Here is a 26,084-nt window from a genome sequence, read left to right on the forward strand (position 1 = left end):
CGCGAGGTGGCGTATATTACGCTTTCCTCCTTCAGAGTCAACCTCTTTTTCAGAAGTTTTTCTCCGGCGGCTCAGTTGCCTGACCCTCTCAACACCGCATTCCGTAAGCCGTTGTGCCGTGTCGATGGAGGCGCATTATAGGGAGTTCTCTCTGGCTGACAAGGGCTAAATTCAATAAAAATGACTGTTCGCTGCATTCCACAGCAAAACCCCGCCTTATACGCAGTTACACACAAAGTTATCCACATTCCCGGCCGCATCAAATTTAGACGAGCATCACGCAAACGTTTTCGCTACAATGCCCCGCAACGCAATGGATGCCCCTTTTCGGGGCGTTACCTGAAGTTTTTACGCTTTTGCTGCTCTATATAGAGAAAAGTAAGCACGCAAGCTTGATGTAACGCTCTTATTTACGCGAATCAAAGCCAAGGGATAAAACCACCATGCAACAACCTCGTCCTTTACGCCGCGCCCTGCTCAGTGTTTCTGATAAAGCCGGCATCCTCGAATTTGCTCAGGCACTCTCTCAGCGCGGAGTTGAGCTGCTCTCCACAGGTGGTACCGCTCGCCTGCTCGCAGAGGCGGGACTTCCCGTCACAGAAGTGTCTGACTACACCGGCTTCCCGGAAATGATGGATGGACGCGTTAAAACACTGCACCCGAAAGTCCATGGCGGCATTTTAGGACGTCGTGGACAAGATGATGCGGTGATGGCGCAGCATGCTATCAGCCCGATTGATATGGTGGTCGTCAATCTTTATCCCTTTGCCCAAACCGTCGCAAAACCAGATTGCTCACTGGAAGACGCCGTTGAGAACATTGATATTGGCGGCCCGACAATGGTGCGCTCGGCGGCCAAGAATCACAAAGACGTGGCGATTGTCGTTAAGAGCAGCGATTATCCGGCCATTATCGCTGAGCTGGACGCCAATCAGAACTCACTGACGCTCGAAACCCGCTTCAACCTGGCAATCAAAGCGTTTGAACATACCGCCGCGTACGACAGCATGATCGCTAACTACTTCGGTACTCTGGTTCCTGCCTATCATGGTGAAACCAGCCAACCAGCCGGCCGCTTCCCGCGCACCCTCAATCTCAACTTCATTAAGAAGCAGGATATGCGCTATGGCGAGAACAGCCATCAGGACGCCGCCTTCTATATAGAAGAGAATGTGCAGGAAGCCTCGGTCGCTACCGCCAGCCAGGTGCAGGGCAAGGCACTCTCTTATAACAACATTGCGGATACCGATGCCGCGCTTGAGTGCGTGAAAGAGTTTATTGAGCCCGCCTGCGTCATTGTCAAACACGCCAATCCTTGCGGTGTTGCGGTGGGTGAGTCAATTCTGGCAGCTTATGAGCGTGCCTATCAGACTGACCCGACATCTGCCTTCGGCGGCATCATTGCCTTTAACCGCGAGCTGGATGAGGCGACAGCCCAGGCCATCATCAGCCGACAGTTTGTTGAAGTCATCATCGCTCCTGCTGCAACGGAAGCTGCGCTGAAAGTGACCGCGGCAAAACAAAACGTCCGCGTGCTGGTATGCGGTGACTGGCAGGGTCGCGTGGCTGCCCTTGATTTCAAACGGGTGAATGGCGGTCTGCTGGTTCAGGATCGCGACCTCGGTATGGTCGATGCCAGCCAGTTGCGCGTCGTCAGCAAGCGCCAACCTTCTGAGCAGGAACTGCGTGATGCCCTGTTCTGCTGGAAAGTGGCGAAATTCGTTAAGTCCAACGCCATTGTCTATGCGCGCGACAATATGACCATCGGCATAGGTGCTGGCCAGATGAGCCGCGTCTACTCTGCCAAAATTGCAGGAATTAAAGCGGGTGATGAAGGCCTGGAAGTAAAAGGGTCCGCGATGGCTTCCGATGCGTTCTTCCCGTTCCGGGATGGCATTGATGCCGCTGCTGCCGTGGGCGTAAGCTGTGTGATTCAGCCTGGCGGTTCTATCCGCGACGATGAAGTGATTGCGGCAGCGGATGAGCATGGTATTGCCATGATCTTTACCGACATGCGTCACTTCCGCCATTAATTCTGTGGAGCCTTTTATGAAAATTTTAATCATCGGTAACGGCGGACGTGAACACGCATTGGCCTGGAAAGCGTCGCAGTCGCCGCTGGCAGAAACCATTTTTGTCGCACCTGGTAATGCGGGCACCGCGCTGGAACCCGCGTTGCAGAACGTCGATATTGCCCCCACCGATATTCCCGCTTTGCTGGCCTTCGCTCAACGTGAACAGATTGATCTCACCATTGTCGGCCCTGAAGCGCCGTTAGTGGCAGGCGTGGTTGATGCGTTCCGCGAGGCCGGATTGAAAATCTTTGGTCCAACTCAGGCCGCCGCGCAATTGGAAGGGTCTAAAGCATTCACCAAGGACTTTCTTGCACGTCACAACATCCCCAGTGCCGAGTACCAAAACTTCACCGACGTCGCCCCTGCGCTGGCTTACCTGCGTGAAAAAGGTGCGCCGATTGTCATCAAAGCTGACGGGCTGGCTGCCGGTAAAGGCGTGATTGTGGCCATGACGCTGCAGGAAGCGGAAGATGCCGTGCAGGATATGCTGGCGGGCAATGCGTTTGGTGACGCCGGGCACCGTATCGTGATTGAAGAGTTTCTGGACGGCGAAGAAGCCAGCTTTATCGTGATGGTTGATGGCGAGAATGTGTTGCCAATGGCCACCAGCCAGGACCATAAACGGGTGGGCGACGGCGATACCGGACCGAACACGGGAGGAATGGGTGCTTATTCCCCTGCCCCGGTGGTGACCGATGAAATCCACCAGCGCGTTATGGATCAGGTTATCTGGCCAACCGTACGTGGCATGGCCGCCGAAGGCAATGTCTATACGGGCTTCTTATATGCCGGGCTGATGATCGATCAGACTGGTCAGCCTAAAGTGATCGAATTCAACTGTCGCTTCGGCGATCCCGAAACACAACCCATTATGCTGCGCCTGCAGTCGGATCTGGTGGATCTGTGTCTGGCCGCCTGTGAAGGCAAGCTTGATCAAAAAGACTCACAATGGGATCCCCGCCCTTCACTGGGCGTGGTGCTGGCAGCCGGGGGCTATCCCGGCTCTTACAATAACGGCGATCAGATTCACGGTCTGCCGCTGGAAGAGGTTGCCGACGGCAAAGTTTTCCACGCCGGGACGCGCCTTGAAGAGGATCGGGTTTTGACGAACGGTGGGCGGGTTCTTTGCGTCACCGCGCTAGGCGATGATGTTGCTGCCGCACAGAAACGGGCTTACGAACTGGCTAAGCCGATTTCCTGGCAAGGCAGTTTCTGCCGACGCGACATCGGCTATCGTGCCATTAACCGTAAATAATGATCAAAGGGGCACCCAGTGCCCCTTTTTATTGCCTCAGAAATTCGCCTCATCCGGCGCATCCGCGCATTCATCTTTTTGAGTCACACGCAGCAACTGCACGCCTTCAGGCGCTTCCAGCCATGAAATCATCAAGGGTTCCGCCTTATCACGGCGGTAGTGCGTAAGCGTCTGCAGTGCATAACTGTCGAAAGCCGGCGTCACCTGCTGGCCCTCACAGGTTGTCACAACGCTTCCACCTGACCAGTGTCCTTGTTTCAGAAACACCCGCCCACTTAACAGCGCATCGCTGACTTCACGCATACGTTGTGCATCAAACTTGTAAAGCTCAACCGCATCCGGACTGACTGCCTCACGGCGCGTCGCGAGCTGGCGCTGCATAAAATTGAGATTGCCGCCTTGATCAAAGCGTAGCGTAACGTCGTCTGGCTTTTCGCCTTTCACCTGGCGTTCCACGCTGATCAGATCATCGCCGAGCCAGCGATAGTCCGTAATTTCACTTTTTTCGCTGTTGAACGGATTATAGAGCGTACGAATATGTACCGAGTGATGATCGGTATTCTTGCGCCAGATACGAACACTGCCGCGATCGGCGAGATAACCGCTGGCCGAGAAAGCCGGAATGTCGGGCGTTGAACTACACCCAATGAGAAAAGAGGAGAGAAGCAGGGCTGATAATCGCTGAAACAGCGTAGTCATGGTGGCTGGCCCCTAAACAAAAGGGGCGAAATCGCCCCTGTTTTAAAACGTTACCGCAGTGCGACGTCTTACTTAACGGCGTCTTTCAGAGCTTTACCAGACACGAATGCAGGTACGTTTGCCGCAGCGATTTTGATTTCTTTGCCAGTCTGTGGGTTACGACCGGTACGCTCAGCGCGGTGGTTCACTTTAAAAGTACCAAAACCAACCAGTTGTACAGCATCACCCTCTTTCAGAGACTCAGTGATTGCAGCCAGAGTAGATTCCAGCGCTGCCTTGGCCTGGGTTTTAGACAGGTCAGCTTTTTCTGCGATCACATCAATCAGTTGAGTCTTGTTCATAAGTTATCCTTAAAGTGTATTTATCGCTTGCTAAGCAACGAGTGCGAGGGAAAAGCCAGCTTCGGGCACTCTTCAGCCTGCACGCACCGATAGCCACAATTTTCAGCCCCCCAAATGTAGACCAGACTGGGGGCTGATGTGAAGCCTCCAGGCGCGCTAATTAAGGCCTGAAGTCACGTTTTCTCGCCTTATTGCTGAATTTTTATACCGATGTTACTAATTCCCGCCTCACGCAGGTCAGATCGCAGACCTTTTATCAATTCGAGGTCTCGCTCTTCACAATCCGCGAGCAGGCGAAAAATCTCCCATTGCAGGTCCCATTCGTCGATGACAGCCTGATTTTCTCGTAGCTCTTCATCGGTCATTTCGCGACCTTCGTGAGTCATTTCCAGGATGGCAACGGTGGTGATCGAGGTCTTGCTGACTTCAATCGCATGTTCAAGCGTTTCACCGCTTAACTGCGAATGCAGCACTTCACTCAATGCCACGCAGGCATCGATGGCCGGATAGACACCGTAAACCTCAAACGCATCGCCATCGGGAATCGCCGCTTCAAGCTTTTCCAGCTGGCTGTCAAAATTGATCTTCGCATCTTTAACCGTCAGCGTTTCCCAAATCAGATCCAGAATACGGCGGTAAAGTGCAGGATCGGCAAACTCGGTTTGCTGGCAAAAAGCCACGTAGTTGGGATACATGCGCTCGCACAGGCAAGCCATAAACGTCAGGTGTTGCCAGCTTTCCAGCTTTGCCAGACGCAGATGTACAGGGTTTTGTAACATACACAGAGCTCTTATTCGTTTCGCTGGCGGCAGTGTAACCCAAAAGCGCCATACAAACAGTGTTAAAGCGCGCTTTGCCAGCGCAGAAATGCGGGTCGGCGAGATGCCACAGCATCCGCCCAGCGCGTGGGCTCCGGTAAACGGTAGCCCTGTGTGCACTTTTCTACCCATTCCAGAGCGCTGTCCAGACTGACGCGGTGTCCGGTGGCAACAAACAGCGGGTTACAGCGTGCCTTGCTGCGCCATACCCAGCCAATTTGTTCTCCTTTATCCATCAACGGCTGCCGACTGCCGGGCGTTTCATCCAGCGCCTCAACGTGCCCGCACAGACGCTTTTTCGCAACACCGATAGTGGGAACATCCACCATCAACCCAAAATGCGACGCGACACCAAGCCGGCGCGGATGTGAGATACCATGACCATCGACAAATAGCAGATCGGGCTTCTGCTCCAGCATGTCCCAGGCCGCCAGCAGGGCCGGATACTCACGGAAAGAGAGAAAGCCCGGAATGTAAGGCATGGTGGTATCAATGCGCGCGATGCGATATTCCACCAGCTTCATGGACGGATATTCAAGAATAACCAGTGCCGCACGCGTCACTGCGCCTTCCTGCTCAAAACCGACGTCTGCGCCACCAATAAAGCGTGGCGGCAGCACGTCAAAATCATCCTGCCGTACGACTTCTGCGGCCCGTTGGCGTTGCTCCGCGCGAAGAGCGGCGATATCCATTATGACGCCGAATGATACTGGCGTGACAGACGGTGCACCGCCTCAACAAATACGCCGGCATGCTCGGGTGGAACATCCTGATGGATGCCGTGTCCCAGATTGAAAACGTGGCCTTCACCCTGGCCGAATCCTTCCAGAATCGTTGCCACTTCCTGCTCAATTCGCGCCGGGGGTGCATAGAGCATGGAAGGATCCATATTGCCCTGCAAAGCAACTTTGTGGCCGACACGGCGGCGGGCTTCACTGATATCGATAGTCCAGTCCAGACCTAGTGCATCACAGCCCGTTTCAGCAATGGCTTCCAGCCACTGGCCACCATTCTTGGTAAACAAGGTGATGGGCACACGACGTCCTTCGTTCTCATGAAGCACGCTGTCGACAATTTTATGCATGTAGTAAAGCGAGAACTCACGATAGTCGTTCCCGGTTAACACGCCGCCCCAAGTGTCAAAGACCATCACCGACTGCGCACCGGCGCGGATCTGGGCATTAAGATAGAGGATGACACTGTCGGCCAGCTTATCCAGCATGGCGTGCAGCGTGGCAGGCTCGGCATACATCATTTTTTTGATCTTGGTGAAGGCTTTGCTGCTTCCCCCTTCAACCATATAGGTCGCCAGCGTCCAGGGGCTGCCTGAGAAGCCTATCAATGGTACTTCGCCGTTGAGGTTTTTACGGATGGTGCGTACCGCATTCATCACGTAACCCAGCTCCTGTTCAGGATCGGGCACCGGCAGGCGATCGACATCAGCACGGCAGGTAATCGGGTTGGAGAAGCACGGGCCTTCGCCTGTTTCGAAGTATAAACCCAGCCCCATCGCATCAGGGATGGTGAGAATATCACTGAAGAGGATCGCCGCATCCAGCTTAAAGCGACGCAGGGGTTGCAGGGTGACTTCGCAGGCCAGTTCGGCATTTTTGCACAGCGACATAAAATCGCCTGCCTGGGCGCGCGTCGCTTTATATTCCGGCAAATAACGCCCGGCTTGCCGCATCATCCATACGGGGGTGACATCTACAGGCTGGCGTAACAGGGCGCGCAAATAACGGTCGTTCTTCAGTTCACTCATCTCAGGACTCTCTCGGTATCAAGCGAGTAGTGTAGCACTCTCACGCCTCAGCGCGGCAGAGGGCCACCGTATCTTCAATTAATCGACGGGCGACGGTACCGGGCGGCGGCAGTAAAGGCAGCGCATCAAAGCGGAACCATCCGGCGTCCAGCAGCTCTTTGCCGTCATGTTGTAACTCGCCGCCATCATATTCCGCCATAAACGCCATCATCAGAGACTGCGGGAAAGGCCAGGGCTGCGAGGTAACATAGCGGACATTCTTCACACGCACGTTGCTCTCTTCCATTACCTCGCGCGCGACGGCCTGTTCAATGGTTTCGCCGACTTCGACGAAACCGGCCAGCACAGTGTAAATGTTATTACGCTGGCGCGCATGGTTAGCCAACAGGATCTCGTCCCCCCGGCGAATGGCGACGATAATGCAGGGCGCAATCTGTGGATAGTAGCGTTCACGGCAGTGGCTGCACAGGCAGGCAAATTCACGCTTGCTGGCGTGCATCTCATGGCCGCAGTAGCCACACCAGCGGTGAGAGCGATAAAATTCGGCCAGCTGTACACCGCGCCCTGCCAACTGAAACAGTCCCGGATCTTCGTTAAGTAACTGCCGCAAAGACAGCATATCCTCCGAACGTGTTTCGCAAATCAGCCAGACATTCTCCCCCTGCCATTCGCCAATTACGCGCCCCTGATGACCCGTCAGGCCAAAATGCTGCGCATTACCGTGAGGCAGGTCTCCTTGCGGTAACCAAATTTTTTGTTCACTGCTGACAATCCACCATCCAGCGTCTACGCTTGAAATTTCGCATTGCATTTATTTCGTCATCCTTAGCGTCAACCCGCACGCTGAAGTCCCGATGTTAAGTGTGTAGATGAACAACTATACCCAAATAATTCTGGTTGCAAGACGGCAACACGCTTATTTCTCCCCGGCAGGCTCGTGGAAAACAAGCGCACTTGACGCATCGCTAATCTGAAATATGAAGGTGCATAACTCATACGGAGTTAACTATGCTCAACCAGTTAGACGTTCTGACCAAACGCGTAGGTGGCAGTAATGAACTGGTCGATTCATGGCTGGCCGCTCGCCGCCAGTTACTGGTTTCTTATTACCATTTGGTCGGTATCAAGCCAAAGAAAGAGGCACTGACGCGTCTGGATGAACAGGCACTTGATAACTTTTGCCATAATCTGGTCGATTACCTTTCATCCGGCCACTTCAGCCTCTATCAACGCCTGATCGGAGAAATGGACGGTACCAGTCCGCTGTTGGCAGCAACGCAGATTTATCCCTCGCTGGAAGCCAACACCGAACAACTGATGAAGCTGTATGACGGACACCTGCAGCAGGCGATTGATGACGATAACTACGTCACCTTTCAGAATGCGCTATCGGAGGTCGGAGAAGCCCTGGAAGGACGCTTTACGCTTGAGGACAAACTCATCCAGATGGCATGGGATAATCACCTGACCCCGCCCGTGGCTAACGACAGCGAAATTGCCCGCCCCGCCTAAAACCTAATCGATTGTAAAAGACTTGTGATTAGCCAAAAGCCCCCTTATGCTGAGTGGGCTTTACGTTTAACGCCGAACGTAGTCGGTGTTTACGGTTGATACGTCATCTACGGGCGCTGTTCATGCTATCCCTTTTTCCGGGGTGAAGCCGAGCGGGCGCCGTAGCGAAATCGTTGAAACCTCATCTTGTCGGAGTGCCTAAGGGCTGAGACCGTTAATTCGGGATCCGCGGAACCTGATCAGGTTAGAACCTGCGAAGGGAACAAGAGTAAATTTATACGGTACGCCACCGAAGGGTGTCAGCAGTGCCGTTACTCCTTCCGAACTCCGGACAAGCAACCTTCCCTCTTACTGGAATATTGCTATGTCTACTGCTAAAACGACCCGTCGCGAACAACGTGCTCAGGCACAGGAATTCATTGACTCTCTTCAGGGCGGCAGCGCCTTCCCTAATTCAAAACGTATCTGGCTTACCGGCAGCCGCGATGATATCCGTGTCCCAATGCGGGAAATTCAACTCAGCCCTACCCTGACCAGCGGCAGTAAAGAAGCGCCGGTTTATGAGGAGAATGAGCCCGTTCCGGTTTACGATACGGCCGGTGCCTATGGCGATCCCGCCGCACAAATCGACGTGCATCGGGGGCTGGATAAACTGCGGGCGCGCTGGATTGAAGAGCGGAATGACAGCGAAAATCTGGTGCAAATCAGCTCTGCCTACACGCAACAGCGGCTGGCCGATGACGGCCTGGATCACTTGCGTTTTGAACACCTGCCCACACCACGCCGTGCGAAGGCAGGCCACTGCGTTACCCAGCTCCATTATGCTCGTCGGGGCATAATTACGCCGGAGATGGAGTTTATCGCGCTGCGGGAAAATATGGGCCGGGAACGCATACGCGGCGAGGTGCTGCTGCAGCAGCATCCGGGGCACAGCTTTGGCGCCCATCTGCCAGAAAATATTACCCCTGAGTTTGTGCGTCAGGAAGTGGCTGCCGGGCGCGCTATTATTCCGGCAAATATTAACCATCCCGAATCCGAACCCATGATCATCGGGCGTAATTTTCTGGTGAAAGTGAATGCCAATATCGGCAACTCAGCCGTGACCTCCTCGATTGAAGAAGAGGTTGAAAAGCTGGTGTGGTCAACGCGTTGGGGCGCCGATACCGTCATGGATCTTTCCACCGGCCGCTATATCCACGAAACACGTGAATGGATTTTGCGTAACAGCCCGGTGCCTATCGGTACGGTACCGATCTATCAGGCGCTTGAGAAAGTTAACGGTGTGGCAGAAGATCTGAATTGGGAAATTTTCCGCGACACATTGCTGGAACAGGCCGAGCAGGGTGTGGATTATTTTACGATTCATGCAGGCGTGCTGCTGCGCTACGTGCCCATGACCGCGAAGCGCCTGACTGGGATTGTCTCGCGTGGTGGTTCCATTATGGCGAAGTGGTGCCTGTCGCATCACAGAGAGAGCTTCCTGTATGAGCACTTCCACGACATCTGTGAAATTTGTGCGGCCTACGACATCTCATTATCACTGGGTGACGGCCTGCGTCCGGGATCGATTCAGGATGCCAATGATGAAGCGCAGTTTGCGGAACTGCACACCTTAGGTGAGCTGACGAAAATTGCCTGGGAATACGACGTGCAGGTGATGATTGAGGGCCCCGGCCATATTCCCATGCAAATGATCCGTCGCAACATGACCGAACAACTGGAACATTGCCATGAAGCGCCGTTTTACACTCTGGGCCCCCTCACCACTGATATTGCTCCGGGTTACGATCACTTTACCTCCGGCATTGGTGCCGCGATGATTGGCTGGTTCGGCTGCGCCATGCTGTGCTACGTCACGCCCAAAGAGCATTTAGGTCTGCCAAACAAGGAAGATGTTAAACAGGGCTTAATCACGTACAAGATCGCCGCGCACGCAGCCGATCTGGCCAAGGGTCATCCGGGCGCGCAGATCCGCGACAATGCAATGTCCAAAGCACGTTTTGAGTTTCGCTGGGAAGACCAGTTTAATCTTGCACTGGATCCGCATACGGCCCGGGCTTACCACGATGAAACCCTGCCGCAGGAGTCCGGTAAGGTGGCCCACTTCTGCTCTATGTGCGGCCCCAAATTTTGCTCAATGAAAATTACCCAGGAAGTGCGTGACTACGCCGCAAGGCAGGAAGCCGAAGCCCAGGCGATTGAGGTGGGGATGGCGAAAATGTCTGATCATTTTCGTGAGCGCGGCGGTGAGCTGTATCACCCTGCGACCGCAATAAAGGAGGAATAAATGGACGCCTTTCCCGCAACCGCATCACGTCTGGGGCTCTATCCGGTCGTTGACAGCGTGGAATGGATAGAGCGCCTGCTGGAAGCCGGTGTGCGAACCCTTCAGCTTCGGATCAAGGATCAGCCGGACGAGGTGGTTGAACCCATGATTATTCGGGCTATCGCCGCAGGTAAGCGCTATCAGGCACGTCTGTTTATCAATGATTACTGGCAACTGGCGATTAAACATCAGGCCTATGGCGTCCATCTGGGTCAGGAAGATTTAGAGGTCGCTAACCTGCGGCAGATCCTGCACGCAGGCTTGCGGCTGGGACTTTCAACTCATGATGATGCAGAGCTGGATCGGGCGCTGGCACTGCGCCCTTCCTATGTGGCGCTGGGGCACATCTTCCCCACCCAGACGAAGGCCATGCCCTCTTCCCCGCAGGGCGTAGCTGAACTTAAGCGCCATTTGGCCCGGCTGCACGGCATCTCAACAGTCGCGATCGGAGGCATCAGTATTGATCGTGCGCCAGAGGTGCTGGCCACCGGGGTGGGCAGTATTGCGGTGGTGAGCGCGATTACTCAGGCAGAAGACTGGCAGGAGGCCACGCGTGTTCTACTGCGGCTTGCCGAACCCGAAACGGCGTACTAACGCGCGTCAGCGCCCAGAAATACCTGCAGCCTGTGCAAAAGGCTGTTAAAGAGTGGAAAGCCGCGCACGGCAATGAGTATTACGGCTGGCGCGGTTTTTTTATGCTCAGTAAAGTCACAGGTGTCCGGCCGGAATGGCCGGACCAGGGCCAGTTCCCTCCTCTTTCTGGCCCTGCTCCTCAACCACAGGTACAGAGGTATGTGCCCTTGGCCGATCGTGGACACATGCCGCTATCGCCTGCTCAACGGCGCTGCCCGTTATCGCCAGTGCCCGTTCAACTTTATCGCTGGCAGGCAAGGCATAGTTCAGGCGCAGGCAGTTGCGATATTTGCCCGAGGCGGAAAACAGCGAACCTACAGCAATCTGTATCCCGGACTCCCGCAGCGTATTGTTAAGTTGCACGGCGTCAAAGGCTTCTGGCAGTTCAATCCACATCAGAAATCCCCCCTGAGGCCGCGTGACGCAGATTCCACAGGGGAAATAGTGCCGAACCCAGCAAATAAAGGTTTCGTAGTTGTGTTGGTAAACCTGACGCATCCGCCGCAGATGGGTCTGGTAATGCCCCTGATGAATAAACTCTGCAACTGCGTGCTGAGGCTGAGTCGCAGTAGACCCGGTCCCGATGTATTTCATATGCAGAACCCGATCGCGGTAGCGCCCCGGCGCCACCCAGCCTACGCGCAGACCCGGCGCCAGCGTTTTTGAAAATGAACTGCATAACAATACGCGCCCGTCTTCATCCATCGATTTAATGGATGAAGGCCGTGGATACTCCCAGGCCAACTCGCCATAGACATCGTCTTCAATAATCGCGGCGTCAAAACGTTGCGCCAAGGCCAGCAGGGCGCGCTTGCGCTTCTCTGGCATGATGAAACCAAGTGGGTTATTACAGTTGGGCACCACCACGACGGCCTTAATCGGCCACTGATCAAAGGCCAGCTCCAGCGCCTCAAGACTGATGCCCGTTACCGCATCAGTGGGGATCTCAATGGCGCGAATGCCAAAACCGCGCAGCGTTTGCATGATGCCGTGAAACGATGGTGATTCCACGGCGATGATATCGCCCGGCTGGCAGACAGCGCGAACGGAAACAGACAGGGCTTCATGGCAACCCGTCGTAATGACAATATCTTCATGGCTGAGCTGACAGCCACTGTCAATCATCAGCCGGGCGATCTGCTCTCGCAGGCAGGTCACCCCATACAGATTATCGTAATTCAGCAGAGTGCTTTCCTGCTTCTGTGCCTGCCGACTAAACGCTTTCCAGAGCGGCTTCAGGGTAGACTGTGTGAGATCCGGCATGCCGCTGCCCAACTGCAATATGTCATCTTCCAGCCGGCTGTTAAGCAGATCAAAGACCGCATCCCACTGCGTGATTTCCACCGGGCGCTGTACCGGTCGGGTCAGTGCCGGAATGGGCGGCATCGCTTTATGCGGCGCAACATAATAGCCCGAACGGGACTGCGGGATGATCAACTGTTTCTGCTCCAGCAAATAATAGGCCTGTTGCACGGTGCTAATACTGACACCGTGTTCAGCACTCAGGCTGCGCACCGAGGGCAACCGTTCGCCGTTCCGATACAGCCCCTGCGCAATGCGCTTTTCCAGCAGCATGGCTAAATGTTGATAACGCGTCATTGTATGCCTTATGAAGTTTGATTGCCCCGCAAAGCGGTACAGATTAACGCTATTTCTACCATTCAGATGCGTCAATGCGCAATCTGTATGTTAAATATTTGTTCTTGGTGAGTCTGTATTGAACAGACGGTCTACGTGAAAATGTTTCTAAGATAAACAACGAGGGGCAGGATCATGGGATATGAAGAAAACCGCGCGGCTAAGCCATTTGTCATAAGACCGTTTCGGTTCTTGCGCATTGTCTGGGGGAACATCCGACGCTGGCAATGCCAGCGGGAAACCCGCGCTATTTTGTCCAGGCTTAGCGATTGTCAGTTAAAAGACATTGGGTTAAATCGACGCGATATTCACTGATAGCTTAAAGATAAAAAAAACCCTGCCAGAGCAGGGTTTTTTATCAGGCGTTTGACGATTACTCGTCGTTGTTACCGCCCAGACCAGCGTTCAGCAATTCAGCCAGGCTTGCAGAGGCTTCATCCGCAGTCACCTGCGGTGCAACCGGCACTTCGCCTGCCGCTTTGCGGCGCATACGATCCTGATGGTATGCATAACCGGTACCGGCAGGGATCAGACGTCCCACGATAACGTTCTCTTTCAGACCGCGCAGTTCGTCGCGCTTGCCTGCAACTGCCGCTTCGGTCAGGACACGCGTGGTTTCCTGGAACGATGCAGCAGAGATGAACGATTCGGTTGCCAGTGACGCTTTGGTAATACCCAGCAGGTCACGCATGAAGGTAGCGCCCACTTTTCCGTTCGCTTCAAGTTCACGGTTAGAGATCTTGATGCGAGAGAATTCAGCCTGCTCACCTTCCAGGAACTCGGTGCTTCCCGCGCTCATGATGGTTGCTTTACGCAGCATCTGACGAACGATGACTTCGATGTGCTTATCGTTAATCTTAACGCCTTGCAGACGGTAAACTTCCTGCACTTCGTTAGTGATGTAACGGGTAACCGCATGCACGCCACGCAAGCGCAGGATGTCATGTGGTGACTCTGGGCCATCGGAAACCACGTCACCGCGCTCAACACGTTCACCTTCGAACACGTTCAGCTGACGCCATTTCGGAATCATCTCTTCATACGGATCGCTACCATCCAGCGGAGTAATGACCAGACGACGTTTACCTTTGGTCTCTTTACCGAAGGAGATGATGCCGCTGATCTCCGCCAGGATTGCTGGCTCTTTCGGACGACGCGCTTCGAACAGGTCGGCAACGCGTGGCAGACCACCGGTAATATCCTTGGTACCGCCCGATTCCTGCGGAACACGCGCCAGGGTATCACCCGAGCTGATCTTCACGCCATCTTCCAGCTGTACAATCGCTTTACCTGGCAGGAAGTACTGAGCTGGCATATCGGTACCAGGGATCAGGACATCATTGCCGCTAGCATCAACGATTTTCAGGGCTGGACGCAGATCTTTACCACCCGCAGTACGCTCAGCAGAATCCAGGACCACCAGCGATGACAGACCGGTCAGGTCGTCAGTCTGACGAGTAATGGTCTGACCGTCGATCATATCCGTGAAGCGAATGAAACCGCCCACTTCAGTGATAACCGGCATGGTATGCGGATCCCAGTTTGCAACGGTTTCGCCCGCAGCAACCTGCTCACCATCACCTTTCGCCATGGTCGCACCGTAAGGAACTTTATAGCTCTCTTTAGTACGGCCAAATTCGTCGATCATTTTCAGTTCAACGTTACGCGAGGTGATCACCAGCTTGCCTGCCGAGTTAGTTACCGACTTGGCATTGGTCAGCTTGATGGTACCTTTGTTCTTCACCTGAATGCTGGATTCAGCAGCCGCACGTGATGCCGCACCACCGATGTGGAACGTACGCATCGTCAGCTGTGTACCCGGCTCACCGATGGACTGTGCCGCGATAACACCGATCGCTTCACCTTTGTTGATGATGTGACCACGTGCCAGGTCGCGACCATAGCAATGCGCACACACACCAAAGTCGGTTTCACAACCAACAACAGAGCGCACTTTCACGCTGTCTACTGAGTTCAGTTCCAGCACGTCACACCAGTGCTCATCGAGCAGAGTGTTACGTGGAACCAGAATGTCAGCCGTACCAGGCTTCAGCACGTCTTCCGCAGTCACACGACCCAGAACACGCTCACGCAGCGGTTCTTTCACGTCGCCACCTTCGATGACCGGCGTCATCATGATGCCTTCGTGCGTGCCGCAGTCGTCTTCAGTCACAACCAGATCCTGTGCAACGTCAACCAGACGACGCGTCAGATAACCGGAGTTTGCTGTTTTCAGTGCGGTATCCGCCAGACCTTTACGTGCACCGTGCGTCGAGATGAAGTACTGGAGTACGTTCAGACCTTCACGGAAGTTCGCCGTAATCGGCGTTTCAATGATTGATCCATCTGGCTTAGCCATCAGACCACGCATACCGGCCAGCTGACGAATCTGTGCAGCAGAACCACGCGCACCGGAGTCGGCCATCATAAAGATGCTGTTGAAGGAAACCTGGCGCTCTTCTTCACCATCGCGGTTAATCACGACTTCAGTAGAGAGGTTTTCCATCATCGCTTTAGCAACGCGTTCGTTGGCCGCAGCCCAGATATCGATCACTTTGTTATAGCGTTCGCCTGCCGTCACCAGACCAGACTGGAACTGCTCCTGGATTTCAGCCACTTCCGCTTCCGCTTCGGTGATGATTTCCACTTTCTTCTCTGGGATAACCATGTCGTCGATACCAACAGACGCACCTGAACGTGCCGCATAGGCGAAGCCGGTGTACATGGTCTGGTCAGCAAAGATAACCGTTGGTTTCAGGCCCAGGATGCGGTAACAGGTGTTCAGCATCTTGGAAATCGCTTTCTTGCCCAGCGCCTGGTTGACGATGGAGAAAGGCAGACCTTTAGGCACGATCATCCACAGGATGGCGCGACCAATCGTCGTGTCGATGATGCTGGTTTTAGAAACCCACTCATCCTGCTCGTTTTTCTCGTGCTCAGTGATACGCACTTTAACGCGAGCGTGCAGCGAAGCGAGGCCGGCGCGGTAAACGCGTTCAGCTTCTTTCGGACCGGTCAGTACCATGCCTTCGCCTTTGGCGTTAACACAGTCGCGGGTCATGTAATACAGACCCAGTACAACGTCCTGTGAAGGAACGATGATTGGCTCGCCGTTCGCAGGTGACAGGATGTTGTTGGTAGACATCATCAGCGCACGCGCTTCCAGCTGGGCTTCCAGCGTCAGCGGTACGTGAACAGCCATCTGGTCACCATCGAAGTCGGCGTTATAAGCCGCACAAACCAGCGGGTGCAGCTGAATAGCTTTACCTTCGATCAGGACGGGCTCAAATGCCTGGATACCCAAACGGTGCAGAGTTGGTGCACGGTTCAGCAGTACCGGGTGTTCGCGGATCACTTCGTCCAGGATATCCCACACGACAGCTTCTTCACGCTCAACCATTTTCTTAGCGGCTTTGATGGTGGTGGCCAGGCCACGCAGTTCCAGCTTGCCGTAGATGAACGGTTTGAACAGCTCCAGTGCCATTTTCTTCGGCAGACCGCACTGATGCAGACGCAGGTATGGACCTACGGTGATAACAGAACGACCAGAGTAGTCAACACGCTTACCGAGCAGGTTCTGACGGAAACGACCCTGCTTACCTTTGATCATATCGGCCAAAGATTTCAGAGGACGCTTGTTAGAACCGGTGATCGCACGACCGCGACGACCGTTATCCAGCAGGGCATCAACCGCTTCCTGCAGCATACGTTTTTCGTTACGCACGATGATATCTGGCGCAGCCAGATCCAGCAGGCGTTTCAGACGGTTGTTACGGTTGATCACGCGGCGATACAGATCGTTCAGATCCGACGTAGCGAAACGACCACCATCCAGCGGTACCAGCGGACGCAGATCTGGCGGCAGAACCGGCAGAACGGTCAGGATCATCCACTCTGGCTTGTTACCAGACTGAACGAACGCTTCCAGCAGCTTAATACGCTTGGTCAGCTTTTTACGTTTGGTCTCGGAGTTAGTTTCGTTCAGCTCTTCGCGCAGCTGTTCGCACTCTTGCTCCAGATCCATGTTTTTCAGCAGTGCCTGAATCGCTTCTGCACCCATTTTCGCGTCGAATTCGTCACCGAATTCTTCCAGCGCATCCAGGTACTGCTCTTCAGTCAGAATCTGACGTTTCTCGAGGTTGGTCATGCCACCTTCGATAACGACATAAGATTCAAAATACAGCACGCGTTCGATGTCACGCAGCGGCATATCCAGCAGCAGGCCGATACGCGAAGGCAGTGACTTCAGGAACCAGATGTGTGCGGTTGGCGAAGCCAGCTCGATGTGGCCCATGCGCTCACGACGCACTTTAGTCTGGGTCACTTCAACGCCGCACTTCTCGCAGATCACACCACGGTGTTTCAGACGCTTGTACTTACCACACAGGCATTCGTAATCTTTTACCGGCCCAAAAATACGGGCACAGAACAGACCATCGCGCTCTGGCTTGAAGGTACGATAGTTAATGGTTTCCGGCTTTTTCACTTCACCGAAAGACCAGGAACGGATCATGTCTGGCGACGCCAGCGCAATTTTGATCGCATCAAACTCTTCGGTTTTAGTTTGCGCTTTCAGAAACTTAAGTAAGTCTTTCACGGATTTGCTCCCGTCGGAGTGAGACTCAGGGGCGTCCAACCGAAATTGAACGCCCCATAACCAGTACAAATGCGAGCGCGTTAACCCTGCGCTTCCAGGCCAGGCCTGTTACTGAGGGTTACTCGTCTTCCAGCTCGATGTTGATACCCAGCGAGCGAATCTCTTTCAACAGTACGTTGAACGATTCTGGCATGCCAGGTTCCATCTGATGGTTGCCATCCACGATGTTCTTATACATCTTGGTACGGCCGTTGACGTCATCAGACTTAACGGTAAGCATTTCTTGAAGGGTATACGCAGCACCGTAAGCTTCCAGCGCCCATACTTCCATCTCACCGAAGCGCTGACCACCGAACTGTGCCTTACCACCCAGCGGCTGCTGAGTAACGAGGCTATAGGAACCGGTAGAACGTGCGTGCATCTTGTCATCAACCAGGTGGTTGAGTTTCAGCATGTACATATAGCCTACGGTTACCTGACGTTCGAACTGCTCACCAGTACGGCCATCAAACAGGGTAATCTGACCGGAAGAAGGCAGACCGCCGAGCTCTAACAGCTCTTTGATTTCGCTCTCTTTCGCACCATCAAACACCGGCGTGGCAATTGGCATACCTTTTTTCAGGTTCTCAGCCAGGCGCAGAACTTCGTCATCAGTAAAGGTGTTCAGGTCAACTTTCTGACGCACATCGGTGCCCAGATCGTAAGCACGCTGGATGAATTCGCGCAGCTTGGCGACTTCTTCCTGCTTCTTCAGCATCGCGTTGATCTTCTCGCCGATACCTTTCGCTGCCATCCCCAGGTGAGTCTCAAGGATCTGACCGATGTTCATACGCGAAGGTACGCCCAGCGGGTTCAGTACGATATCGACCGGCGTACCGTTCTCATCGTAAGGCATGTCTTCGATTGGGTTGATCTTAGAGATAACACCTTTGTTACCGTGACGACCTGCCATTTTATCACCAGGCTGAATCTGACGTTTAACAGCCAGATAAACCTTAACGATTTTCAGCACGCCAGGTGCCAGATCATCGCCTTGGGTGATTTTACGACGCTTACCTTCGAGTTTTTTCTCAAACTCGTGCTTCAGTTCGTCGTACTGCTCTGCCAGCTGCTCCAGCTGGTTTTGCTTGGCTTCGTCAGTCAGACCCAGCTCCAGCCAACGCTCACGCGGCAGCTTGTCCAGTTTGTCTGCTTCAACGCCACCGGAAATCAGGACAGACTGGATACGGCTAAACAGGCCCGCTTCCAGGATCTGCAGCTCTTCAGACAGGTCTTTCTTGGCCTGCTTCAGCTGCATTTCTTCGATTTCCAGCGCACGCTTGTCTTTTTCCACGCCATCGCGGGTGAAGACCTGAACGTCGATAACGGTACCGGAAACACCGTTCGGTACACGCAGAGAAGAGTCTTTAACGTCAGACGCTTTCTCACCGAAGATCGCACGCAGCAGCTTCTCTTCTGGCGTCAGCTGGGTTTCGCCTTTTGGCGTCACCTTACCAACCAGAATGTCACCGCCGGTCACTTCAGCACCGATATAAACGATACCGGACTCATCCAGTTTAGAGAGTGCAGCTTCGCCCACGTTCGGGATGTCAGCCGTGATCTCTTCTGGCCCCAGCTTGGTGTCACGAGACACACAGGCCAGTTCCTGAATGTGGATGGTGGTGAAGCGATCTTCCTGCACTACGCGCTCGGAGACTAAAATGGAGTCTTCGAAGTTGTAACCGTTCCACGGCATGAACGCGACGCGCATGTTCTGACCCAGCGCCAGCTCACCGAGATCGGTAGACGGGCCGTCAGCCAGCACATCACCACGTTCAACGGGCTCACCCAGAGAGACACACGGCATCTGATTGATACAGGTGTTCTGGTTAGAACGGGTGTATTTGGTCAGGTTGTAGATGTCGATACCCGCTTCGCCCGGGTACATCTCGTCTTCGTTAACTTTAATAACGATACGTGATGCATCAACGTACTGAACGGTACCACCACGTTTCGCAACAGCGGTAACACCGGAGTCAACGGCTACAGCGCGCTCCATACCGGTACCTACCAGCGGCTTATCAGCACGCAGAGTAGGAACGGCCTGACGTTGCATGTTCGCACCCATCAGGGCGCGGTTAGCATCATCGTGTTCCAGGAACGGAATCAGTGACGCACCGACAGAAACCACCTGCTGGGTGGAAACGTCCATGTAGTCAACCTGATCGCGGCTGAACAGACTTGATTCGCCTTTGCTACGGCAGGTGACCAGGTCATCAACGAACGCACCTTCTTCTGACAGATTGGTGTTCGCCTGCGCGATAACGTAGTTACCTTCTTCGATTGCAGAAAGGTAATGAATTTCATCGGAAACCACACCGTCAATAACGCGACGATAAGGGGTTTCCAGGAAACCGTACTCGTTCGTCTGCGCGTACACAGACAAGGAGTTGATCAGACCGATGTTCGGACCTTCAGGGGTTTCGATTGGGCAGACACGACCGTAGTGCGTTGGGTGTACGTCACGCACTTCGAAGCCGGCACGCTCACGGGTTAAACCGCCCGGGCCGAGAGCAGAGATACGACGCTTGTGCGTAATCTCTGACAAGGGGTTGTTCTGATCCATAAACTGAGACAGCTGGCTGGAACCAAAGAACTCTTTCACCGCCGCCGAAATTGGCTTGGCGTTGATCATGTCCTGTGGCATCAGCGTATCGAGGTCGCCCAGAGAAAGACGCTCTTTCACTGCACGCTCAACACGGACCAGACCGACGCGGAACTGGTTTTCAGCCATTTCACCGACTGAACGAATACGACGGTTACCGAGGTGGTCGATATCGTCCACTTCGCCTTTACCGTTACGGATGTCGATCAGTTTTTTCATCACTTCGATGATGTCTTCTTTGCTCAGGATACCTGAACCTTCGATCTCATCACGCAGCAATGAACGGTTGAACTTCATGCGGCCGACTGCAGAAAGATCGTAACGATCTTCAGAGAAGAACAGGTTCTCAAACAGGTTCTCTGCAGCTTCACGCGTTGGCGGCTCACCAGGACGCATCATGCGGTAGATCTCAACCAGCGCGCTCAGGCGATCGTTGGTTGGGTCAACGCGCAGCGTCTCGGAGATGTATGGGCCGTGATCCAAATCGTTGGTGAACAGCGTTTCAATGCGCTTGTGACCCGACTGGCTCAGCTTCGCCAGCAGATCCAGCGACAGTTCCATGTTGGCCGCAACGATCAGCTCACCGGTATTCTCATCGATGTAGTCTTTAGAGACCACTTTGCCCGCAATGTATTCCACAGGGACTTCGATGTGTTGGATACCGTCTTTTTCCAACTGACGAATATGACGCGCAGTGATGCGACGCCCTTTCTCAACGTAGACCGTGCCATTCGATTCGATATCGAAGGTCGCGGTTTCACCGCGCAGGCGCTCTGGCACCAGTTCCATCTGCAGCTTGTTGTCACGGATTTCGTACACCACTTTCTCGAAGAACACGTCGAGAATTTGAGCAGTGGTGTAATGCAGTGCGCGCAGAATGATACTGGCCGGCAGCTTACGACGACGGTCAATACGGACGAAAAGGTTGTCTTTCGGGTCAAACTCGAAGTCGAGCCATGAACCACGGTAAGGGATGATACGTGCGTTATACAGCACTTTACCCGAGGAGTGGGTTTTACCCTTATCGCTGTCAAAGAACACGCCAGGACTACGATGCAGCTGAGAAACGATAACACGTTCAGTACCGTTGATAACAAAGGTACCGTTGTCAGTCATGAGTGGAATTTCACCCATGTAGACTTCTTGTTCTTTAATGTCTTTTACTGTGCCTTCTGGCGCTTCGCGCTCATAGATCACCAGACGCAGTTTCACGCGCAGCGGTGCCGAGTAGGTCACGCCACGGATCTGACACTCTTTCACGTCAAAGACAGGTTCACCTAAGCGATAGCTGACATACTGCAACTCAGAGTTGCCGCTGTAGCTCGCAATAGGGAATACAGAGCGGAATGCAGCTTCCAGTCCGTACTGACCTTCTGGATCTTGCTCGATAAACTTCTGAAACGAATCAAGCTGGATGGAAAGGAGATAAGGTATGTCCAAAACTTGCGGACGTTTACCAAAATCCTTACGAATACGTTTTTTCTCGGTATAGGAGTAAACCATAGGGTTCCTCAGCTAGCTGACAAGTCGACCCACGCTGTCCGTCCTGACAGGACAGTTCATGCAACACGATTTTGTTTGATTCACCTACTGCTCTGCAGTACGTGCAATACCTCTTTCTATCACGCTTAAATCATTTCATTGCTTCAGCGTGGGCAGGGAACCCGCACGGGAAAGCAGTATATTAAGTCGTCGATAGAGAAAGATATTGATGAGCAACAATGGACAAACAGTGCGAAACCCCATTGAGGCCCTGGAGCGCAAAAAGGCTGGTGACCAAAAAGTCACCAGCCATCAGTCTGAAACTACTCAGACTGCAACCCGAGGGTTGTCTTACTTAACTTCAACTTCAGCGCCAGCTTCTTTCAGAGCAGCTTCAAGTGCAGCTGCGTCATCTTTGCTGATGCCTTCTTTGATCACGCCAGTTGCTTCAACCAGATCTTTGGCTTCTTTCAGGCCCAGACCAGTTGCGGTACGTACGGCTTTGATTACTGCAACTTTGTTCGCGCCAACAGCTTTCAGAACGACGTCGAATTCAGTTTTCTCTTCAACAGCTTCAGCTGGGCCAGCAGCAACAGCTACAGCAGCAGCAGCAGAAACGCCGAATTTTTCTTCCATAGCAGAAACCAGCTCAACTACTTCCATTACGGACATAGCAGCAACGGCTTCCAGAATTTGGTCTTTAGTAATAGACATAACAATTGTTCCTAAGAATCAGAAAAAGTTTATACGTTAGCAAGTGCGAACAAAAGAGAGGCCTTAAGCCGCTTCTTTTGCATCGCGAACAGCAGCCAGAGTGCGAACCAGTTTGCCGGCAGCGGCTTCTTTCATGGTCGACATCAGACGTGCCAGTGCTTCTTCGTAGGTCGGCAGAGTTGCCAGACGGTCAATATTGGCCGCCGTGATCAGCTCACCTTCAAAGGCTGCAGCTTTGACCTCGAATTTTGCATTCGCTTTCGCGAAATCTTTGAACAGACGAGCAGCAGCGCCCGGGTGTTCCATAGAATATGCAATCAGGGTCGGACCAACAAACGTGTCTTTCAGGCACTCGAACTGAGTACCTTCAACGACGCGGCGCAGCAGGGTGTTACGAACAACACGCATGTAAACGCCAGCTTCACGACCTGCTTTACGCAGTTCGGTCATTTTATCAACGGTAACGCCACGAGAATCCGCAACAACCGCTGAAAGCGCACCTTTGGCTACTTCGCTGACTTCAGCAACAATCGCTTGTTTGTCTTGAAGATTTAATGCCATTAGCTTTAGCTCCTGGATTTGACCGGGGAAGGATTTCCCCGGAACTCACTTCACTTACTCGCCCGAAGGAAAATAAGCGCTAATACACGGTGAGCAGAATCCAGATAAGAAAAAATCTTTTGGTTCTGTCACCGTCTACGCAGGGGATTAAGCATTACATCCGAGGATGTTCCGCTCCTGCGGTCTTGGACGGAGGCCAGGATAAGGCCTGGCTCCAACCTAAAATTTGGGTCGTGTGTTGTCACTCAAACCGCATTGCGCTGGCTGTCTTTGCCCTCACCCGCCGCACAGTTCACTGTGCTTCAGGTCGCTGACTCGGCCACCGTCTTACCACGTTCTGAATAACCCACATCGACGTCTGCATTAATGCAGAACAACGGGCGTAAGATTCTAGGTGAATTTTTCGCCCGTTTCAAGTAGCAATTAGTTTGCTACGGCAGTCAGACCAGCCTGGTCAACGGCAACGCCGGCGCCCATGGTGGTAGAGATGCTAACTTTCTTGATGTACACGCCTTTCGCCTGTGCAGGTTTTGCTTTTTTCAGCGCAACCAGCAGAGATTCCAGGTTTTCTTTCAGTTTGTCAGCATCGAAGTCCACTTTACCGATGGTAGTGTGGATGATGCCGTTTTTGTCGTTACGATAACGAACCTGACCTGCTTTAGCGTTCTTAACCGCTTCAGCAACGTTAGGCGTTACAGTACCGACTTTCGGGTTTGGCATCAGGCCACGTGGACCCAGAACCTGGCCTAACTGGCCAACAACGCGCATTGCATCCGGAGAAGCAATAACAACGTCAAAGTTCATTTCGCCTTTCTTGATCTGATCGGCCAGGTCTTCCATACCTACCAGCTCAGCGCCAGCTGCTTTAGCAGCTTCAGCGTTTGCGCCCTGGGTGAAGACAGCAACACGTACTGAACGACCAGTACCGTGTGGCAGAACGGTCGCGCCGCGGACGTTCTGATCAGATTTACGTGCATCGATGCCGAGGTTAACAGCAACGTCAACGCTTTCGACGAACTTGGCAGTAGCCAGTTCTTTCAGTAAAGCGATTGCTTCAGCAATATCGTACTGCTTGGTCGCGTCAACTTTGTCGCGAATTACGCTCATGCGCTTGGTCAGCTTAGCCATTTCTTAGTCCTCTACAACCAGGCCCATGGAACGAGCAGTACCTTCGATTGAGCGAGTCATCGCTTCAACGTCAGAACCAGTCATGTCCGCAGCTTTAGTTTCTGCGATTTCACGTACCTGAGCACGAGTCACTTTACCGACTTTATCTTTGTTCGGCTTACCAGAACCAGACTTGATGCCTGCTGCTTTTTTCAGCAGAACGGCAGCCGGAGGCGTTTTGGTAATAAAGGTAAAAGAACGGTCGCTGTATACGGTGATAACAACTGGAGTCGGCAGACCTTTTTCCAGTGATTCTGTTTTGGCGTTAAACGCTTTACAGAATTCCATGATGTTAACACCCTGCTGACCCAGAGCTGGACCAACCGGTGGACTTGGGTTCGCCATACCAGCTGCAACCTGCAGCTTGACGTAGGCTTGTACTTTCTTAGCCATGATAATTCCTCAATTGGGTTATAGCGCCTGTAAAAGGCTCCCCGTGGTAACGATTTACACGCTGTTGCCAGCGCATAAAAACAAAAGGCGCGAAATTATAGTTAAATTTCGCGCCTGCTGCAACAGCCAAATTGTATGTCGGAAAAGGTTAGCCCTTCTCAACCTGACCGAAGTCGAGTTCTACTGGCGTTGCGCGTCCAAAGATGGAAACAGAAACCGTCAGGCGGCTCTTTTCGTAGTCCACATCTTCAACCACACCGTTAAAGTCGGCAAATGGACCATCGTTGACACGTACCATTTCGCCCGGCTCGAACAGCGTTTTCGGACGCGGCTTGTCGCCCACCTGCTGCAGGCGATTCATAATCGCATCGACTTCTTTGTCGCTAATCGGCGCAGGACGGTCAGAGGTACCGCCAATAAAGCCCATAACGCGCGGAACGCTGCGCACCAGGTGCCAGCTGGCGTCATTCATTACCATCTGTACCAGAACGTAGCCGGGGAAGAATTTGCGCTCGCTCTTGCGGCGTTGACCACCACGGATCTCAACAACTTCTTCTGTAGGAACCATGACGTCGCCAAACAGCTCTTCCATGTTGTGCAGTTTGATGTGCTCACGCAGCGACTGTGCTACGCGGCCTTCAAAACCGGAAAACGCCTGCACGACGTACCAGCGTTTCTTTGGAGCTTCAGACATCTCAGAACCTCAGGCCAGTGATAAACGATACCAGACGGACCAGAATACCATCCAGCCCCCACAAAATCAGTGACATCACGGCAGTAACCGCGGCAACGATTAACGTGGTATGCAGTGTTTCCTGGCGGGTTGGCCAGATAACTTTACGCATTTCGGTTCTTGCTTCACGTGCAAAGGCCACGGTTGCTTTGCCTTTTGTCGTCAAAAGCGCAATGCCGCCTGCTGCCGCAATCAGTACAACCACAGCTAACGCGCGCAAAGGCAGCGTCACATCGCGATAGAGGTAGTTACCTACGATCGCCGCAAGCAGTAATAAGACTACCACTACCCACTTCAGCGCTTCGAGGCCGCGCCCGCTCCCTTGAGCTTCGGTATTCGCACTCATAAACCAACCTGCCACAATAATTCAGAAACTATTCTGCCCCGCATTGCGAGGCATCCAAACCGAATGAGCTTTTGGGGCGTAACTCGGTATCCAGCGCCGCATAACAGAGCCTGTCTCAGCAATGATTATGGTTCAAAATCACTGATGAGTCAGGTTCTATGAAACAGCGTACAAAAAGGGCATCAAATGATGCCCTTTCCACGTGCATTGCGTCAAATATTATCGGTAATTAAGCGATAACTTTGGCAACAACACCCGCGCCAACGGTACGGCCACCTTCGCGGATTGCGAAGCGCAGACCTTCGTCCATCGCGATTGGGTGAATCAGGGTAACAACCATTTTGATGTTGTCGCCTGGCATAACCATTTCAACGCCTTCTGGCAGCTC

The 26,084-nt window shown here is 53.4% G+C and carries 21 protein-coding genes, 1 pseudogene and 1 riboswitch; of the genes and pseudogenes, 6 read left to right on the forward strand and 16 right to left on the reverse strand.

Annotation, left to right across the window (positions count from 1 at the left end):
• Positions 1–443 precede the first annotated feature (443 nt).
• Both purH and purD read left to right on the forward strand, forming a co-directional pair.
• A complete protein-coding gene (purH, locus tag QLG08_RS00955) occupies positions 444–2,033 on the forward strand; it encodes a bifunctional phosphoribosylaminoimidazolecarboxamide formyltransferase/IMP cyclohydrolase (protein WP_013024128.1) in 1,590 nt (529 codons plus the stop codon).
• Between the two features lie 16 nt (positions 2,034–2,049).
• Complete coding sequence (gene purD, locus QLG08_RS00960; protein ID WP_015701282.1) at positions 2,050–3,330, forward strand: phosphoribosylamine--glycine ligase; 1,281 nt, start codon at positions 2,050–2,052, stop codon at positions 3,328–3,330.
• Positions 3,331–3,366: 36 nt separating this feature from the next.
• Here the strand turns inward: purD and QLG08_RS00965 are convergent, their stop codons facing one another.
• The 6 genes from QLG08_RS00965 to nudC form a co-directional block, all read right to left on the reverse strand.
• Complete coding sequence (locus QLG08_RS00965) at positions 3,367–4,029, reverse strand: DUF1481 domain-containing protein (RefSeq protein WP_014595039.1); 663 nt, start codon at positions 4,027–4,029, stop codon at positions 3,367–3,369.
• Between the two features lie 68 nt (positions 4,030–4,097).
• A complete protein-coding gene (hupA, locus tag QLG08_RS00970) occupies positions 4,098–4,370 on the reverse strand; it encodes a nucleoid-associated protein HU-alpha (protein WP_006121511.1) in 273 nt (90 codons plus the stop codon).
• A 188-nt stretch (positions 4,371–4,558) separates the two neighbouring features.
• Positions 4,559–5,149 carry a YjaG family protein gene (locus QLG08_RS00975; protein WP_013024125.1) on the reverse strand — a complete coding sequence of 197 codons (591 nt, stop codon included), beginning with the start codon at positions 5,147–5,149 and terminating at the stop codon, positions 4,559–4,561.
• A 62-nt stretch (positions 5,150–5,211) separates the two neighbouring features.
• Positions 5,212–5,880, reverse strand: a complete 669-nt coding sequence (gene nfi, locus QLG08_RS00980) for a deoxyribonuclease V (RefSeq protein WP_014595037.1) — start codon at positions 5,878–5,880, stop codon at positions 5,212–5,214.
• Complete coding sequence (hemE, locus tag QLG08_RS00985; RefSeq protein ID WP_013024123.1) at positions 5,880–6,950, reverse strand: uroporphyrinogen decarboxylase; 1,071 nt, start codon at positions 6,948–6,950, stop codon at positions 5,880–5,882. Before hemE ends, nfi begins: the two co-directional genes overlap by 1 nt.
• A 40-nt stretch (positions 6,951–6,990) precedes the next feature.
• Positions 6,991–7,761 carry an NAD(+) diphosphatase gene (nudC, locus tag QLG08_RS00990; protein ID WP_013024122.1) on the reverse strand — a complete coding sequence of 257 codons (771 nt, stop codon included), beginning with the start codon at positions 7,759–7,761 and terminating at the stop codon, positions 6,991–6,993.
• A gap of 197 nt (positions 7,762–7,958) precedes the next feature.
• Here nudC and QLG08_RS00995 point away from each other — a divergent pair, with 197 nt between their 5' ends.
• The 3 genes from QLG08_RS00995 to thiE all read left to right on the forward strand — a co-directional run bounded on the left by QLG08_RS00995 (position 7,959) and on the right by thiE (position 11,382).
• On the forward strand, positions 7,959–8,462 hold the full coding sequence (locus QLG08_RS00995; protein ID WP_013024121.1) for an Rsd/AlgQ family anti-sigma factor: 504 nt from the start codon (positions 7,959–7,961) through the stop codon (positions 8,460–8,462).
• A 180-nt stretch (positions 8,463–8,642) separates the two neighbouring features.
• Positions 8,643–8,741: riboswitch (TPP riboswitch) on the forward strand.
• A gap of 85 nt (positions 8,742–8,826) precedes the next feature.
• A complete protein-coding gene (gene thiC, locus QLG08_RS01000; RefSeq protein WP_238492932.1) occupies positions 8,827–10,749 on the forward strand; it encodes a phosphomethylpyrimidine synthase ThiC in 1,923 nt (640 codons plus the stop codon).
• Positions 10,750–11,382, forward strand: a complete 633-nt coding sequence (thiE, locus tag QLG08_RS01005) for a thiamine phosphate synthase (RefSeq protein ID WP_238492931.1) — start codon at positions 10,750–10,752, stop codon at positions 11,380–11,382.
• 114 nt (positions 11,383–11,496) lie between these two features.
• Here the strand turns inward: thiE and QLG08_RS01010 are convergent, their stop codons facing one another.
• Entirely contained in the window at positions 11,497–13,020 is a 1,524-nt protein-coding gene (locus QLG08_RS01010) for a PLP-dependent aminotransferase family protein (protein ID WP_015701284.1), read from the reverse strand.
• Between the two features lie 174 nt (positions 13,021–13,194).
• Between QLG08_RS01010 and QLG08_RS01015 the strand changes: the two genes are divergently transcribed.
• Positions 13,195–13,374: a DUF1127 domain-containing protein gene (locus QLG08_RS01015; protein ID WP_071785171.1), complete on the forward strand. Its 180-nt coding sequence runs from the start codon at positions 13,195–13,197 to the stop codon at positions 13,372–13,374.
• A 58-nt stretch (positions 13,375–13,432) separates the two neighbouring features.
• On the opposite strand, the gene rpoC is transcribed toward QLG08_RS01015, so the two are convergent.
• The 9 genes and pseudogenes from rpoC to tuf all read right to left on the reverse strand — a co-directional run.
• Positions 13,433–17,656 carry a DNA-directed RNA polymerase subunit beta' gene (rpoC, locus tag QLG08_RS01020; RefSeq protein ID WP_014606966.1) on the reverse strand — a complete coding sequence of 1,408 codons (4,224 nt, stop codon included), beginning with the start codon at positions 17,654–17,656 and terminating at the stop codon, positions 13,433–13,435.
• Between the two features lie 118 nt (positions 17,657–17,774).
• Positions 17,775–21,803 carry a DNA-directed RNA polymerase subunit beta gene (rpoB, locus tag QLG08_RS01025; protein WP_013024116.1) on the reverse strand — a complete coding sequence of 1,343 codons (4,029 nt, stop codon included), beginning with the start codon at positions 21,801–21,803 and terminating at the stop codon, positions 17,775–17,777.
• A gap of 330 nt (positions 21,804–22,133) precedes the next feature.
• Entirely contained in the window at positions 22,134–22,496 is a 363-nt protein-coding gene (gene rplL / locus QLG08_RS01030; protein ID WP_009092660.1) for a 50S ribosomal protein L7/L12, read from the reverse strand.
• A gap of 63 nt (positions 22,497–22,559) precedes the next feature.
• Positions 22,560–23,057 (reverse strand): 50S ribosomal protein L10, encoded by a 498-nt coding sequence (gene rplJ, locus QLG08_RS01035; RefSeq protein WP_003848098.1) that lies wholly within the window; start codon positions 23,055–23,057, stop codon positions 22,560–22,562.
• 423 nt (positions 23,058–23,480) lie between these two features.
• Positions 23,481–24,185, reverse strand: a complete 705-nt coding sequence (gene rplA / locus QLG08_RS01040) for a 50S ribosomal protein L1 (RefSeq protein ID WP_013024115.1) — start codon at positions 24,183–24,185, stop codon at positions 23,481–23,483.
• Positions 24,186–24,188: 3 nt separating this feature from the next.
• On the reverse strand, positions 24,189–24,617 hold the full coding sequence (gene rplK / locus QLG08_RS01045) for a 50S ribosomal protein L11 (protein WP_006121495.1): 429 nt from the start codon (positions 24,615–24,617) through the stop codon (positions 24,189–24,191).
• 148 nt (positions 24,618–24,765) lie between these two features.
• The gene (gene nusG / locus QLG08_RS01050) at positions 24,766–25,311 is read right to left on the reverse strand and encodes a transcription termination/antitermination protein NusG (protein WP_003848088.1); all 546 of its coding nucleotides are present in this window, start codon (positions 25,309–25,311) and stop codon (positions 24,766–24,768) included.
• A gap of 1 nt (position 25,312) precedes the next feature.
• Positions 25,313–25,696, reverse strand: coding sequence for a preprotein translocase subunit SecE (secE, locus tag QLG08_RS01055; RefSeq protein ID WP_014606967.1), 384 nt, complete (start codon positions 25,694–25,696; stop codon positions 25,313–25,315).
• 229 nt (positions 25,697–25,925) lie between these two features.
• Positions 25,926–26,084 (reverse strand): annotated as a pseudogene (gene tuf / locus QLG08_RS01060) (elongation factor Tu); the annotation flags it as partial.

It is taken from the genome of Pantoea sp. V106_11 (assembly GCF_029967885.1).
Lineage (GTDB): Bacteria > Pseudomonadota > Gammaproteobacteria > Enterobacterales > Enterobacteriaceae > Pantoea > Pantoea ananatis.

Bases quoted from the DNA above. Each gene is read 5' to 3' on its own strand.
- purH (WP_013024128.1), top strand. From the start codon at position 444: ATGCAACAACCTCGTCCTTTACGCCGCGCCCTGCTCAGTGTTTCTGAT.
- purD (WP_015701282.1), top strand. From the start codon at position 2,050: ATGAAAATTTTAATCATCGGTAACGGCGGACGTGAACACGCATTGGCC.
- QLG08_RS00965 (WP_014595039.1), bottom strand. From the start codon at position 4,029: ATGACTACGCTGTTTCAGCGATTATCAGCCCTGCTTCTCTCCTCTTTT.
- hupA (WP_006121511.1), bottom strand. From the start codon at position 4,370: ATGAACAAGACTCAACTGATTGATGTGATCGCAGAAAAAGCTGACCTG.
- QLG08_RS00975 (WP_013024125.1), bottom strand. From the start codon at position 5,149: ATGTTACAAAACCCTGTACATCTGCGTCTGGCAAAGCTGGAAAGCTGG.
- nfi (WP_014595037.1), bottom strand. From the start codon at position 5,880: ATGGATATCGCCGCTCTTCGCGCGGAGCAACGCCAACGGGCCGCAGAA.
- hemE (WP_013024123.1), bottom strand. From the start codon at position 6,950: ATGAGTGAACTGAAGAACGACCGTTATTTGCGCGCCCTGTTACGCCAG.
- nudC (WP_013024122.1), bottom strand. From the start codon at position 7,761: ATGCAATGCGAAATTTCAAGCGTAGACGCTGGATGGTGGATTGTCAGC.
- QLG08_RS00995 (WP_013024121.1), top strand. From the start codon at position 7,959: ATGCTCAACCAGTTAGACGTTCTGACCAAACGCGTAGGTGGCAGTAAT.
- thiC (WP_238492932.1), top strand. From the start codon at position 8,827: ATGTCTACTGCTAAAACGACCCGTCGCGAACAACGTGCTCAGGCACAG.
- thiE (WP_238492931.1), top strand. From the start codon at position 10,750: ATGGACGCCTTTCCCGCAACCGCATCACGTCTGGGGCTCTATCCGGTC.
- QLG08_RS01010 (WP_015701284.1), bottom strand. From the start codon at position 13,020: ATGACGCGTTATCAACATTTAGCCATGCTGCTGGAAAAGCGCATTGCG.
- QLG08_RS01015 (WP_071785171.1), top strand. From the start codon at position 13,195: ATGGGATATGAAGAAAACCGCGCGGCTAAGCCATTTGTCATAAGACCG.
- rpoB (WP_013024116.1), bottom strand. From the start codon at position 21,803: ATGGTTTACTCCTATACCGAGAAAAAACGTATTCGTAAGGATTTTGGT.
- rplL (WP_009092660.1), bottom strand. From the start codon at position 22,496: ATGTCTATTACTAAAGACCAAATTCTGGAAGCCGTTGCTGCTATGTCC.
- rplJ (WP_003848098.1), bottom strand. From the start codon at position 23,057: ATGGCATTAAATCTTCAAGACAAACAAGCGATTGTTGCTGAAGTCAGC.
- rplA (WP_013024115.1), bottom strand. From the start codon at position 24,185: ATGGCTAAGCTGACCAAGCGCATGAGCGTAATTCGCGACAAAGTTGAC.
- rplK (WP_006121495.1), bottom strand. From the start codon at position 24,617: ATGGCTAAGAAAGTACAAGCCTACGTCAAGCTGCAGGTTGCAGCTGGT.
- nusG (WP_003848088.1), bottom strand. From the start codon at position 25,311: ATGTCTGAAGCTCCAAAGAAACGCTGGTACGTCGTGCAGGCGTTTTCC.
- secE (WP_014606967.1), bottom strand. From the start codon at position 25,696: ATGAGTGCGAATACCGAAGCTCAAGGGAGCGGGCGCGGCCTCGAAGCG.